This window comes from Streptomyces pallidus (ex Mingjun et al. 2026), from assembly GCF_051550185.1.
Lineage (GTDB): Bacteria > Actinomycetota > Actinomycetes > Streptomycetales > Streptomycetaceae > Streptomyces.
This window is the reverse complement of record NZ_CP196181.1, coordinates 6,756,112-6,768,848: the sequence shown is the minus strand read 5'-3', so window position 1 is coordinate 6,768,848 and position 12,737 is coordinate 6,756,112. Positions and strand designations below refer to the sequence as shown.

The following is a 12,737-nucleotide window of genomic DNA, read 5'->3' as shown; positions in this document are numbered from 1 at the left end:
GCGCCGGCGCCCGGAGGCTCAGGACTCCGGGACCACGGCCACGGGACACCGCGCGTGGTGCAGGACCGCATGGGCCGCAGAACCGATCCTGCTACCGAGGGGCCCCTTGCGCGTGCGCCGGCCGACGACCAGCAGCGACGCGGACCCCTCCGCCGCGGACAGCAGGACCTGCCCGGCACTGCCCAGCTCGACGTGCTCGACCACGGGTACCTCGGGGTACTTCGCCCGCCACGGCTCCAGCGCCCGGCGCAGCGCCGCCTGCTCGTACTGCACGAGCCCGCCGTCCTGCTCGGAGATCCACATCGTGCCGGGGCTGTACGCGTATATCGACGGCAGGTCCCAGGCGCGTACCGCCCGTACGGCCGCCCCGCGCACGGCGGCCGCCTCGAACGCGAAGCCCAGTACGTCGTGGCTGTCCTCGGGATAGCCGGACTGGCCGACCACGACCTCGCCCGCCCCACCGTCCGGCCGCTCCTCGCCGCCGTCCGGGCGGTCGCCGTCGGCCGCGCGCACGGACACCACCGGGCAGGCCGCCTCGCCGACGACCTGCTGCCCGTACGAACCCAGCAGGAAGCCGAGCAGCGGGCCGCGGCCCCGGGTGCCCACCGCCAGCAGCTCCGCCCGCTGCGCCTCCCGCAGCAGCGCCGGAACCGGCGCGTCCTGGACGACCTCGGTGACGATGCCCAGCTCCGGGTGGTGCGCGGCCACCTCGTCGGCCGCGGCGTGCAGCAGGGCTTCGGCCCGGCGGGCCTCCTCGTCCCGGTCCCGGGCCATCGGCAGCGGAACGGGCTGCCACAGCCAGGCGTGGACCAGGCGCAGGCCCCGCCCCCGCCGGACCGCCTCGGCCGCCGCCCAGCGCGCGGCGGCCAGGCTCTCCGGGGTTCCGTCCACTCCGACGGCGATGACAGGTGACACGGCTCTGCCCTCCAAGTTGCTCGGCTGCGGTTCGGGATGCGGCACCGGGGGCCGCCCCCGCTCCCACCCTGCCGGGCCGTCCCCCGCCCGCCGAGGGGCCGACCGGCCCTCACCCGGGGCCGGTCGGCTGCGGCGGCCCGTACCCGGCCCCGGCGGCGTCACGCGGGCGCGGGGCCGGGGCTCAGGCGACGGGGGTGGTCGGCCAGGGGGTGAAGGGAACGGCGCCGCCGCTGCGCACGGCCTCGACCGCGCGCTGGTGCACCGCCCGGCTGGCCTCGGAGCTGGGGCAGGCCACGGGGCTGCCGGCCAGGACGTGCCACTCGGACGCGCCCGAGTACTGCACGGCGATGTGCGCCCGCTCCTGCTCCCATGTGGTGTGCACCGTCAGTTCACCGGTGAGGGTGCCGGCTGTGTCGGTGAGCACGCCGCCGGGGCCGGCGTACACCCCGGGAGTGGTCCATTCTGCGGATGCCATGTCAGATCACCTCGGAAACGGGGCTGGACTGGTCTGGTTGCTGGGGACGGGAAGGTGGATGGGGGTGTCGGTAGGGTTCCCCGGGTTCCATGCTGCGGCAGCACGGGGCGGGCGGCACAGGGCCGGGCGGCCCCCGGGCGGGAACCCGCACGGCCCTGCTCCGGCCCGGGCCGCACCGCCCGCGGTGGGTTTCCGCGGGGGCCGCCGCCCGGAAGGATCGGGACCATGAGGGTCTCCGCATCGAAGGTGTCCGCATCACGAGTGTCCGCGGCGAAGGTGTCCGCGTCCATGTCGGCGCCTGCGGTCGCCGTTCCCGCCGGCACCCCGGTCGACGAGGTCGCCCGGCGCATGGACGTCGACGGCGTCGGATGCGTCGTGGTGACGGAGGGCGGCGAGGTGTGCGGCATCGTCATTGACCGGGACCTCGCCGTCCGCGTCGTGGCCGCGGGCGCCGACCCGCGCGCGGCGGTGCGGACGGTGGTGTCCTCCCCCGTGGTCACCGTGGAGGCCGCGGACGACGTCCACACGGCGTACCGGGTCTTCCGGAACACCGGCGTGCGGCGGCTTCCCGTGCTGGACGGGAGGCGGCTGGTGGGCGTGCTGACGGTGGACGACCTGCTGATGGACGTCTTCCAGCGGGTGGCGGACCTGGTCGGGCCGGTCGCCTGGAGCGTCCTCGCGGAGCCCCCGGCACCGCCGGACCCGCCGGACCCGCCGGACGCCCGGACCGCACCGGAGGGCGCGTAGCCGGCCCGTGCGGCCCGGTGGCCCCGGTGCCGTGCCCGGTGCCCTCAGTCGTCGTCCGCGCCCTGTTCCGGGCGGGCGCGTCCGGACCAGTGGGGTTCGACGCGCTCCCACTCCCGCTCCCACTGCCGCAGGCTGCGCGCCTCGATCCGGCGCAGGCGGACGGTGATCAGGGCTCCGGTGCACAGGACGACCGCCGCGAGGGCGCCGGAGGCCGCGGCGATCGCGTCGAGGGTGATGGCGTCCGCGGTGCGCGGCGGAGAGAGGGACACGTCGCCCGCGTCGTCCACCCATATGGTGACCGCCTTGCCGGGCGGCGTGCGGGGCGGGACGGGAACGGGCCCGGTGTGCACACGGGAGTCCGGGTACCGCCAGGTGGCGTGCGCCGATGCCGCGGGCGCGCCGGCGGCCCGGGCCCCCTCGGGCCCCACCGGCTGGGCCACCGTGGTGGCCTTCACCCGGTGCAGGAGGCGGGCCCGGGCCTCGGCGGCGCGTTCGCCGGCGGCCTGCACGGCGAGGCCGGTGACGACGGCGCAGACCACCGCGAGCACACAGGCCAGTGCGAAGACGGCGTGCCAGCGGGTGCGGGCACGGTCGGCTCCCCGCCGCAGCGGGTTGGCCCCCGTACCGGCGCCCCGGCCGGGTGTCCGGCAGGACATCGTGCACCTCCGGGGTCTCCCCCCTCCCCCCACTGTCCTCCGCCGCCGCCGTCCGGGCCACGCAGCGGCGGCGGCACGCCGTGGCGGCCCTGCGCCGCGCGCCCCGGGCGGGCACGGTCGGCGCGCGTCCGGTGACCGAGCGCGAGACCGCGGCCCCGTCATTCCGGCGGCGGGGGCTCACGACTCCGCGCCCGGCTCGCCGCGCCAGGTCCGGTAGGCGGCGACGGCGGTGGGGAGGGTGGCGAAGATGCGGTCCTCGCCGACCGACGCGGTGAGGCCGTAGGCGTCGAGCGGGTCGCGGAGGTCCTGCTTGACCCGGGCGAGGGCGAACACGATGCCGCGGTCGGTGAGTTCGGCACGCAGGGCCTCGACCGCGTCGAGGGCGGTGATGTCGACCTCGACGTTCGCCTCGGTGTTCAGGACGAACCACCGCACGGGGGCGTCCTGGGCCTCGACGGCGGCCAGGGCCCGGCGCCGGAAGTCGTCCGCGTTGGCGAAGAAGAGCGGTGAGTCGTAACGGTAGACGACCAGGCCGGGGATGGTGCGGGCGGTCGGGTAGTCGTCGACGTCGTGCATGCCGGCCAGGCCCGGGACGACGCCCTGGACGGCGTCGTGCGGGCGGGCGACCCGGGTGAGGAGCTCGGCCACGGACAGGGCGACGGCGACGAGGACGCCGTAGAGGATGCCGAGGGCGAGGACCCCGAGCGTGCAGCCGGCGGCCAGGAGGAGCTCGCGACGGCGGAAGGCGGCGAGCCGACGGAACTCGCCCACCTCCACCAGCCGCAGGGCGGCGTAGACGACGATGGCGCCGAGGGCCGCGGACGGGGTGTGGGCGAACAGGGGGCCGAGGAAGAGCAGGACGGCTGCGACGCAGCCGGCGCCGACGAGCGAGTACGCCTGGGTACGGGCGCCGGCCGAGTCCGCGAGGGCGGTACGGCTGGCGCTGCTGCTGACGGGGAAGCCCTGCAGAACGCCGGCGCCGATGTTGGCGACGCCGAGGCCGAGCAGCTCGCGGTCCGCGTCCAGCGGCCGGGGGTCGTCGCGGCGGGCGAAGGCGCGGGCGGTCAGGACGACGTCCGAGTATCCGACGAGGATCACGCCGAGGGCCGGTAGGAACAGGTCGGCGCAGTCCGCCGGGCGGGGCAGGGCGAAGCCGGGCAGGCCGGTCGGGACGGCGCCGATGACGTCGATGCCGTAGCGGTCGTCGAGGCCGAACCCGGCGACCACGGCCGTGGAGAGGGCGAGGACGACGAGGGGGCCGGGCACGGCCCGTCCGAGCCGCGGCAGGGTGAACAGCAGCACGAGGCATCCGGCGGCCAGCACGGCGGTGGCCCCGTTCACGTCGCCGAGGTGGCCCAGGAACGAGAGCAGCTGGGGGAAGAACCCCGACCCGCTGCTGCTGACCCCGGTGAGCTTGGGCAGCTGGTCCACGATCATGATGCAGGCGACCCCGGCCATGTAGCCGACGAGCACCGGCCGGGACAGCAGGTCGGCGAGGAAGCCGAGCCGGACGGCCCAGGCGACCGTGCAGAGCAGGCCGACGACGACGGCGAGGGCCGCCGCGAGCGCGGCGTACCGCGCGGGGTCGCCGGCCGCCAGCGGGGCGACGGCCACGGCGGTCATCAGGGCGGTGGTCGACTCGGGCCCGACGGACAGCAGCCGGGACGACCCGACCAGGGTGTAGAGGGCCATGGCCGGCAGGACGGCCCACAGGCCGGTGACCGGCGGTAGGCCGGCCACCCCGGCGTAGGCCATGACCTGGGGTACGAGATAGGCGGCGACCGTGACCCCGGCGAGGAGGTCGCCGCTCAGCCACGCCCTGCGGTAGCTGCGGAAGGCCGGCGGAAGCACAGCGATCGGTCCGTGCTCCGGCATGGCACCTCCGGGACTCCCTGCGGGCTCGTGTCGCACCATCCTGCCGTGCGGCCGCAGACGCGGGCGTGAAACGCGCGAGGACGGCGGCGAGCGCGTCGCGGCGTCCCTGGCGGCACCTGCGGCACCTCACGGCGGCATCGCACGGCGCGGTCTCACCTCGGCCCGCTCCCCGCGGCACGGCCGCGGAGGACGGAGAGCCGCCGCGCGTACTCCTCGTCGTCGATCTCGCCCCTGGCGTACCGCTGCGCGAGCAGCGTCTCGGCTCCCGCGGCGGGGGCGGTGGGGCCGGCGGGCGGTGCCGGTGCTGCCCCTCGGGACGCGCCCTCCCGCTGGAAGGCGCGGACCAGGAGGACGGCGGCGACGACGATCAAACCCCAGACGACCAGGGCCGTCAGAGACATCGCGAACCAGCCCCAGGCACCCATGCCATGACCGTTCCAGTACATCTCACACCTGCCGGGTCGACGGGTCGGCGGCCGCATTCCGGTCGTCTCCTGCCAGGATCCACGGGAGCCCCGGCACCGGACGTGGGCCGGTCGGGGTCCGGACGGGACCACAGGGCCCGGGCCCGGAGGGGCCGGTCGGCCGATACTGAAGTCGGACGCGACCACAGGATGCCGTCCCGGCGCTGCCCGCCGAGTGCCGTTCCCGGACCGATGGAGCCGGCCATGCCCGCATCCCGCTACACCGTCAGTGACGTCATGACGCACACCGCCGTCGCCATCGGCCGCGAGGCCTCCTACAAGGAGATCGTCGAGCTCATGCACGAGTGGCAGGTCAGCGCGGTCCCCGTCCTGGAGGGCGAGGGCCGGGTGGTCGGTGTCGTCTCGGAGGCGGACCTCCTGCCGAAGGAGGAGTTCCGGCGTTCGGAGCCCGTGCTCCCCGAGCAGCTGGAGGAGGCGTCCAAGGCCGGCGGGGTCCTCGCCGAGGAACTCATGTCGAGCCCCGCCGTCACCGTCCGCCCCGATGCACCGGTCGCCGAGGCCGCCCGGATCATGGCCCACCGGCGCCTCAAGCGCCTGCCCGTGGTCGACGAGTTCGGCATGCTCGAAGGGGTGGTCAGCCGCAGCGACCTCCTGAAGGTCTTCCTGCGGCCCGACGAGGAGCTCGCCGAAGAGATCCGCCAGCAGGTGCTCACCGCGCTGGTTCCCGGCCTGACCTTGGACTTCGCCGTCGAGGAGGGCGTCGTCACGCTGCGCGGACCGCTGCGGGACCGCGCGCTCGTGCCCCTGCTCGCACGGGCGGTACGCGCCGTGGAAGGGGTCGTGGACGTCCGCATGGAGCTGGACGGTGCCGGTGGCGCCGCCGCCTGACCGCACCGCGAAGAGGGCCCCCCGGGCCACGGACGGGACCGTTCGGCCCTCGAACGGCCCGTCCGCCCGGCGGATGGTGGGAGCCACACCACACACCGGAAATCAGCCACGTCCACGACATGGCATGGCGGAGTAGGAGGGCCTCATGAACCGGATCAAGGTGGCGGACCTGATGACCGACGAGGTCGTCTCCGTGGCCCCCGGCACCGCGTTCAAGGACGTCGCGAAGCTGCTCGCCCAGTACGACATCAGCGGGGTCCCCGTCCTGGACGACGAGGACCGGGTGGTCGGCGTCGTCTCCCAGACCGACGTGCTGGCGCAGGCCGCACCGGACCCGCTCGCCTCCCCGCGGGACGGGGATCCGGCCCGGCCGGTCACGGCGGGGGAGCTCATGTCGGCCCCCGCCGTCACCGTCCCCGCCGACGCGACGGCCGCGGACGCCGCACGGCTGATGACGCGCCGCGGCATCGAGCGGCTGCCCGTCGTGGACGTCGAGGACCGGCTCGTGGGCATCGTCACCCGTCGGGACCTGCTCCGCGTGTTCCTGCGCCCCGACGCCGAGATACGCCGGCGTGTCCAGGACGTCCTCAGCGACGCCCTGGGCGGTTCGGCCGGCGGCGTCGACGTCCACGTGGTGGACGGCATCGTCACGCTGGACGGCGTCGTGCCGCGCCGGAGCCAGCTGCCCGTGCTGCGCAGCCTCGTCGAACGCCTCGACGGAGTCGTGGCCGCCGCGTCACGCGTCACGGCCCGCACCGACGACACGGCGATCACGCCCACGGGCGCCTCCCGCCCGGCGATGCCCTGGTGACGCCCTGTCGACGTACGGAGGAGTCGACACCCACGAGGATCCCGCCCGGCGGGAGTGCGTCCGGCGTTTCGGGGACGGCGGTGGCGGTGGCGGTGGTAGGGCCACGGACGAGCACGACCGGGGTGACGGTCGCGACCACGGTCGACAGCGCCACCGAGCCGACGACGGAGCCGAGCAGTCCGCCCGGGCCCCGCGATCCCAGGACCAGCAGCCCCGCATCGGCGGCCTCCGCCGCGAGGGCGGCCGCCGGTCGGGCGGCGGGACACCACGCAGTGACGTCCAGCTGCGGATGCAGCCGCCGCAGTTCCCGTGCCGTTCCGGTCAGCACGTCCACGAGGGGTGCGACCGGGTCCTCGCCTTCGCCTTCGAGGAGGCGGCCCGGCGCGACTGCCCGCTGCGGGTCGTGCACGGCTGGAAGACGCCCGCCGCCCACGCGTACGTCCCCTTCTTCGATCCGGACGAAGAGCGGGACACCGGCCGGAGCGCCGTACGCACGATGGACGATCTGCTCGCGCCCTGGCGGCGCGGGTTCCCCGAAGTGAACGTCACACCGACGGTGTTCAGAGGCCCGGCGGGCGACCGGCTCGTCCGGGCCGGCCGAGGTGCGGCACTGGTCGTGGTGGGGCGTCACCTGAGCCGTTCGCCCCTCGGCGGTCACCTGGGCCCGGTAGCCCACGCGGTCCTGCACCACTGCGCCGCCCCGGTGGCAGTGATCGCCCACGACTCGTGAAGACGCGGCCGGGCACCGCCGCTGACGTCATGGCGGACACCCGACGTCATGACGCACGCCGCGGCTCACTTGACGTCATGACGCACGCCGCGGCTCACTCGACGGGCACCTCCGGACGGACGATGGTCACCGGGCACGCGGCGTGGAGCGCCGCCTGCTGGCTCACCGAACCGAGCAGGGCCCGGCTGAAGCCGCCGCGGCCGCGGCTGCCCACGACCAGCATGTCGGCGCCCTCGGACGCGTCGACCAGGACGTCGGCCGGGTGCCCGTGCACCAGGCGTTCGGTGACCAGGGAGGATCCGTCCTCACCGAGGACGGTGCGGACCTCGTCGACCAGTTGCCGCTCGGCCTCCTCCTTGTCGAACGTCACGTCCACGGCCGGAGCCGACCACGACGCGCTGCCGGGGACCTCCCACGCCGTGACCGCCTCCACCGTGCCACCGACGAGGCCGGCGTACCGCACTGCCCAGCGCAGCGCGGCCTGGGACGAGGACGATCCGTCGATGCCCACCACGATCCGCGGAGTCTCGTTCTGCGTGTTCATGCCGTTCATCCCTTCCGGCGCTCTGCTTCCAGCGTGTGCGAGACGCGTGCGCACCGCCATGCGAGGGGCTCCCCCGGCAGGTAGGCGGAACCAGCGTTCCCGGCCCGCGGCCACCCGCTCGTGCCGGCCGCCGGGCAGCACGAGGGGCACCGGGCCGAGGGGCGACGGGGGGACGCGGATGCCGATCCGGCCCGGCCGGAACCGGATGCGGACGTCACGGTGCCCGAGGTACGAGAGGGACAGCGTGGATCCGGAGACGTCGGGGAACGCCACCGGGTCGACGTGCAGGCCGTCGGCGGCGGGGCGGAGTCCGACGAGTCCGCGTTCGGCGAGGTCGAGGGTGCCGGCCATGGCGCCCAGGTGGATGCCTTCTCCGGTGGTGCCGCCCTGGACGTCGGTGATGTCGCCGAGCAGGGCTTCCCGGTAGAACTGCCAGGCGTCCGGGCCCTGCTGCCGGGCGAGCACCCAGCCGTGGACGACGCTGCTGAGGGTCGATCCGTGGCAGGTCCGCCGCAGGTAGTACGCCACCGTCCGCGCCCACAGCGCGTCGTCGAACGGGTAGCCGAGCCGGCTGAACAGCCCGGAGAGCTCCGCGGGGCGGAAGAGGTAGCCGAGCATGAGGGTGTCGGCCTGTTTGGAGGCCTGGTAGCGGTTGGGGGTGTCGCCAGGGCACGTACATGCGGTGCGAGAGTTCCGCCCAGGCCCCGGGGCCGTCCGTGTCGAGGTCGAGGTGGGCGCGGAGTTCGGCGCGCCGGGCCGCCGGGAGTTCGGCGTACAGGTCGAGGGCGCGGGCGAGCACCCAGGCCGCGGGTGACGTTGGTGTACGCGTTGTCGTCGATGCCGGGGGCGGCGGCGTCCGGGTAGGCGTCGTGGTACTCGTCCGGGCCGACGACCCCGCGGATGCGGTAGCGGCCGAGGGCGGCGTCCCAGGTCGCGGCGCCGACCCAGAAGTGGGCGACGTCCAGGAGGAGTTCGGCGCCGGGTCCGTGCAGCCCCCGGGCGGGAACGCCGGCGTCGAGCTCGGCGGTGTGCGGGGAGAGGGTCTGCAGCACGTGGAAGGCGTGCAGGCGCAGGATCCTGCCGGTCTCGCCGGCCGTCCGCACCTCCCCGTTGCTCCAGACCCGTTCCCAGGACGCCCGGTGGGACGCCAGCAGCGACGCGAAGTCCGGGGCGTGTCCGGCGTGCTCGATGCCGCGCCGTACGGGGTCGGCGGGAGGACGGTCGAGCGAGGCGTACAGGGCGGCGGTCTTCACGACCACGACCGGCCGCCCCCGGCCGATCTCCGGGGCGGACGTCTGCGTCGTGGTGGTGGCCGTGCACGCCCCGGCCACGGCCGCCAGCGGCCGCACGGTGGTGCGCACGGCGAACCCGATCCGCACGTCCGAGGCGGAGGTGGAGCAGGACAGCCAGGCGGTGCCCTCCGCCTCCACCCCGGCCCCGTGCGGCGTCCGGCCAGGGCTCGGTAGCGGTCCACTCCGGTGTTGGTGACGTCGCCGTCGAGCACGGCGACCTCGATCCGGCCGCTCCAGCCGTACGCGCGGAAGACGGTGCGCTGCGCGGCGAGGTGCGGGTCGCCCATGTGGACGAGGCGGGTGTGGGTGACGGCGAGGCGGCGGCCCTCGGCGTCGTGGAAGAGGGTGTGGCGGGTGAGGGTGCCGGCGCGCAGGTCCAGCGAGACGCGGTGGTGGCGCAGGGTCGGGTGGTCCGGGGTGAGCCAGTCGCCGGGCGGTGCGCCGTCGGGCAGGCAGCGGTAGCGCAGGGCGGTCCAGTCCGGCAGCCGGACCATGTCCTCGTTGGAGACGGTCCGTCCGGCGACGGTGGAGGTGAGGCGCTCGTATCAGCCGGCGAGGTAGGTGGCCGGGTAGTGGACGGCGTCGGCGCTGGTCTCGGGGGCCGACCCGCGGGTGGCGAAGCGGCCGTTGCCGAGGGTGCACAGGGATTCGACCAGCCGCTCGGTCCCGGGGTCGTAGCGCTGGTACTCCCAGTGCCAGGAGGTGTTCACGGCCGGCCGTCTCCGAGGAGGGCCGGCAGCCCGCTCAGATCGGGGAGGACGAGGTCGGCGCCGTGCGCGCGCAGGGCGTCCGCCGTGGACGGGTCGCCGTCGCGGCCGATGCCGACGACCAGGCGGAAGCGGCCCCGGCGGCCCGCCTCGACGCCGACGAGCGCGTCCTCCACCACGGCCGTGTACCCGGGGCCGGTTCCCAGCCGGTCGGCCGCCTCCAGGAACAGGGCGGGTGCGGGCTTGCCCGGGAGGGCCAGCGCGGCCGCGTCGGCGCCGTCGACCAGGGCGTCGAAGAAGCCCACGAGGTCTGCGGATGCGAGGAGGGTGCGGGCGTGCCGCGAGGCCGATACGGCCGCGCACGCGACCTGCATCTGCCGCAGCCGCAGGAGGGCGGGCCGGACGTCGTCGAAGACCGTCACGCCTTCGGTCCGCACCGTCTCGGAGAAGATCCGCTCCTTGCGGGCGGCGACCGCGTGCACGGTGCCGCAACCCGGCGGGTCCTCGGGGGTTCCGCCGGGGAGGTGGACGCCGCGGTCCGCGAGGAAGGCCCGTACGCCGTCGAGCCGGGACCGGCCGTCCACCAGGTCCCGGTAGTCGCGTACGGCGTCGAAGGGGCGCGGTCCGCCACCGGCGACGTGGTGCTGCCACGCGGGGAGGCAGCCGTCGAAGGCCTCCTTCCAGGCGGCCGCGTGGCGGACGGCCGTGGCCAGGAGGACCCCGTCGGTGTCGAAGACGACCGCGCGCACGGCGTCCATCAGTCGTGCACGACGCGGCGGCCGGTGAGCCGTACCGGGGTGAGCTTCATCCAGTGCGTGCGGTCGCCGCCGGCCCAGGGTTGGGAGCGGGCCGTGGCACCGAGGTGCTGGAGTTCGTCGGGGTCGGTGACCGCGGCGAGCTCGCCGACGGCCAGGACGCTCCAGCCGCCTGCCGTCACCTCGTCGATGTGGTCGATCTCGAAGGCGGCCTCGGTGCCCGAGGCGCGGGCGGCAACGGCCTCCTCGGAGGTGCGGAAGGCGATGCCGGTGCCCGCGACCAGGTAGTTGACGGGAAGGACGGCCGGGCCGTCGGAGGTGAAGACGGCGATGCGGCCCACGCCGTGCGTGCCCAGCAGGTGTCGGCATTCGGCCTCGTCCAGTTCCACGAGCGTGGTGTCGCGCCGGGCGGAGGACCGGCCGGGGACCCGTTCGGCGCTCGCGCCGGTCAGGTCGTCGACGGTGACGCCGAGGGCATCGGCGACCCGGACGAGGGTGCCGATCGACGGCGAGGCGGCGTGTTCCTCCAGATAGGCGATGTAGTTGGCGTCCGCCCCGCACTGCAGGCCGAGTTCCTCGCGGCTGAGGCCGAGGGCTTCGCGGTGGGCCGCCAGGCGGCGGCCCAGGTCAGTGCGTCCGGTCCTCCCACCGGACGTCGGGTACGGGGTTCGCGGGCTGCTCATCACGGTGATCACTGCTCCTCGGGCGGCACGGCGACGGTGTCGTGCTGCGGTCCGCCGAGCACGACCTTGAGGGCGCCGGTGTCGCCGGCGCGGGAGAAGACGTCGTACGCCTCCCCCATCCGGTCGAGCTCGAAGCGGTGGGTGACCATCGCCGCCCCGGGCAGCCGGCCCGCGGCCGCCATCCGCAGCAACATGGGGGTCGAGTAGGTGTCCACGAGACCGGTGGTGAGGGTGACGTCCTTGATCCACAGGTCTTCCAGGTGGAGGGTCGCGGGCTTGCCGTGGACGCCGATGTTGGCGACCCGGCCGCCGGGGCGGACCATGCGGGTGCACAGTTCGAACGCCTCGGGCAGGCCGACGGCCTCGATGACGACGTCCGCGCCCAGCCCCTCGGTCAGGTCCTCGACCAGCCGCTCCGGCTCCTCCCGTGCGCTCACGGTGGCATCGGCACCGAGCCCGCGGGCGGCCTCCAGCCGGGACGTGGCGAGATCGACGACGATGATCCGGAACGGGCTGTACAGGCCCGCGGTCGCGATGGCCGCCAGGCCGATGGGGCCGGCGCCGACCACGACGACCGTGTCGCCGGGGCGTACGCCGCCGTTGAGGACGCCCACCTCGTACGCGGTCGGGAAGATGTCCGCGAGCAGCACCGCCTCGTGGCTCGGCAGGGCGCTGGGCAGCGGGTGGACGGAGAGGTCCGCGAAGGGGACGCGCACGTACTCGGCCTGGGTGCCGTCGATGAGGTGGCCCAGGACCCAGCCGCCGCCCCCGCGGCACTGGCCGTAGCGGGCCTCGCGGCAGAACCGGCAACGGCCGCACGCCGAGATGCAGGAGATCAGGACGCGGTCGCCGGGGCGGACGGTGCGGACGTCGCCGCCGGTCTCGACGACGGTGCCGACGGCCTCGTGGCCCAGGATCCGGCCGGGGGTCACGTCGGGCACGTCCCCCTTGACGATGTGCAGGTCGGTGCCGCAGATCGTGACGGCGTCCACCTGGACGACCGCGTCGGCGGCGTCCTTCACGGAGGGGTCGGGGACGTCCTGCCAGGAGGTCTGTCCGGGCCCGTGGAACACGAGTGCCTTCATGGCGCGGCCTCCTCTCTGTCTGCTGTGCGGTTGTGGGAGCGCTTTCCACCGCCAGGCTGTGCCCGCGTCCCGTCGCACCGCTTGGGCCGGTCGGCCCCCGGGCGGGTACCGGTCGGGTCCCTGCCGGCGGTCCCCGCCGGTGCGATGGT

At 75.2% G+C, this 12,737-nt stretch carries 14 protein-coding genes and 2 pseudogenes; 4 read left to right on the top strand and 12 right to left on the bottom strand.

Features of this window, described 5'->3' with window-relative positions; genetic code table 11:
• Window positions 1-18: 18 nt before the first annotated feature.
• Window positions 19-915: a universal stress protein gene (locus ACSHWO_RS30190; RefSeq protein ID WP_438316821.1), complete on the bottom strand. Its 897-nt coding sequence runs from the start codon at window positions 913-915 to the stop codon at window positions 19-21.
• Between the two features lie 181 nt (window positions 916-1,096).
• Window positions 1,097-1,390 (bottom strand): hypothetical protein, encoded by a 294-nt coding sequence (locus ACSHWO_RS30185; RefSeq protein ID WP_438316818.1) that lies wholly within the window; start codon window positions 1,388-1,390, stop codon window positions 1,097-1,099.
• Between the two features lie 225 nt (window positions 1,391-1,615).
• Between ACSHWO_RS30185 and ACSHWO_RS30180 the strand changes: the two genes are divergently transcribed.
• On the top strand, window positions 1,616-2,137 hold the full coding sequence (locus tag ACSHWO_RS30180; protein WP_438316816.1) for a CBS domain-containing protein: 522 nt from the start codon (window positions 1,616-1,618) through the stop codon (window positions 2,135-2,137).
• 44 nt (window positions 2,138-2,181) lie between these two features.
• Here the strand turns inward: ACSHWO_RS30180 and ACSHWO_RS30175 are convergent, their stop codons facing one another.
• The 3 genes from ACSHWO_RS30175 to ACSHWO_RS30165 form a co-directional block, all read right to left on the bottom strand.
• On the bottom strand, window positions 2,182-2,793 hold the full coding sequence (locus ACSHWO_RS30175; RefSeq protein WP_438316813.1) for an Rv1733c family protein: 612 nt from the start codon (window positions 2,791-2,793) through the stop codon (window positions 2,182-2,184).
• 177 nt (window positions 2,794-2,970) lie between these two features.
• Entirely contained in the window at window positions 2,971-4,668 is a 1,698-nt protein-coding gene (locus tag ACSHWO_RS30170; protein ID WP_438316809.1) for a SulP family inorganic anion transporter, read from the bottom strand.
• 152 nt (window positions 4,669-4,820) lie between these two features.
• A complete protein-coding gene (locus ACSHWO_RS30165) occupies window positions 4,821-5,093 on the bottom strand; it encodes an SHOCT domain-containing protein (protein WP_438316806.1) in 273 nt (90 codons plus the stop codon).
• Between the two features lie 243 nt (window positions 5,094-5,336).
• On the opposite strand from ACSHWO_RS30165, the gene ACSHWO_RS30160 reads away from it, so the two are divergent.
• Together ACSHWO_RS30160 and ACSHWO_RS30155 are read left to right on the top strand one after the other, a co-directional pair.
• Window positions 5,337-5,981, top strand: a complete 645-nt coding sequence (locus tag ACSHWO_RS30160) for a CBS domain-containing protein (RefSeq protein WP_438316803.1) — start codon at window positions 5,337-5,339, stop codon at window positions 5,979-5,981.
• A 145-nt stretch (window positions 5,982-6,126) separates the two neighbouring features.
• A complete protein-coding gene (locus ACSHWO_RS30155) occupies window positions 6,127-6,792 on the top strand; it encodes a CBS domain-containing protein (RefSeq protein ID WP_438316800.1) in 666 nt (221 codons plus the stop codon).
• Here the strand turns inward: ACSHWO_RS30155 and ACSHWO_RS30150 are convergent.
• Window positions 6,752-7,201: a universal stress protein gene (locus ACSHWO_RS30150; RefSeq protein ID WP_438316797.1), complete on the bottom strand. Its 450-nt coding sequence runs from the start codon at window positions 7,199-7,201 to the stop codon at window positions 6,752-6,754. The two genes, ACSHWO_RS30155 and ACSHWO_RS30150, sit on opposite strands and share 41 nt — an antisense overlap.
• Here ACSHWO_RS30150 and ACSHWO_RS30145 point away from each other — a divergent pair.
• Window positions 7,082-7,522 (top strand): universal stress protein, encoded by a 441-nt coding sequence (locus tag ACSHWO_RS30145; protein WP_438316794.1) that lies wholly within the window; start codon window positions 7,082-7,084, stop codon window positions 7,520-7,522. The two genes, ACSHWO_RS30150 and ACSHWO_RS30145, sit on opposite strands and share 120 nt — an antisense overlap.
• Window positions 7,523-7,616: 94 nt before the next feature.
• Here ACSHWO_RS30145 and ACSHWO_RS30140 read toward each other — a convergent pair whose 3' ends face one another.
• The 6 genes and pseudogenes from ACSHWO_RS30140 to ACSHWO_RS30115 all read right to left on the bottom strand — a co-directional run bounded on the left by ACSHWO_RS30140 (window position 7,617) and on the right by ACSHWO_RS30115 (window position 12,588).
• On the bottom strand, window positions 7,617-8,339 hold the full coding sequence (locus tag ACSHWO_RS30140; RefSeq protein ID WP_438319311.1) for a universal stress protein: 723 nt from the start codon (window positions 8,337-8,339) through the stop codon (window positions 7,617-7,619).
• Window positions 8,316-9,214, bottom strand: a pseudogene (locus tag ACSHWO_RS30135) (hypothetical protein); the annotation flags it as partial. The pseudogene ACSHWO_RS30135 and the gene ACSHWO_RS30140, both read right to left, overlap by 24 nt.
• A 101-nt stretch (window positions 9,215-9,315) precedes the next feature.
• Window positions 9,316-10,068: pseudogene (locus ACSHWO_RS30130) on the bottom strand (hypothetical protein).
• The gene (locus ACSHWO_RS30125; RefSeq protein WP_438316791.1) at window positions 10,065-10,823 is read right to left on the bottom strand and encodes an HAD family hydrolase; all 759 of its coding nucleotides are present in this window, start codon (window positions 10,821-10,823) and stop codon (window positions 10,065-10,067) included. The pseudogene ACSHWO_RS30130 and the gene ACSHWO_RS30125 overlap by 4 nt, the downstream one beginning before the upstream one ends.
• Window positions 10,823-11,503, bottom strand: a complete 681-nt coding sequence (locus ACSHWO_RS30120; RefSeq protein ID WP_438316788.1) for a helix-turn-helix domain-containing protein — start codon at window positions 11,501-11,503, stop codon at window positions 10,823-10,825. Before ACSHWO_RS30120 ends, ACSHWO_RS30125 begins: the two co-directional genes overlap by 1 nt.
• A gap of 8 nt (window positions 11,504-11,511) precedes the next feature.
• A complete protein-coding gene (locus ACSHWO_RS30115; protein WP_385834658.1) occupies window positions 11,512-12,588 on the bottom strand; it encodes a zinc-dependent alcohol dehydrogenase family protein in 1,077 nt (358 codons plus the stop codon).
• Between the last annotated feature and the right edge of the window lie 149 nt (window positions 12,589-12,737).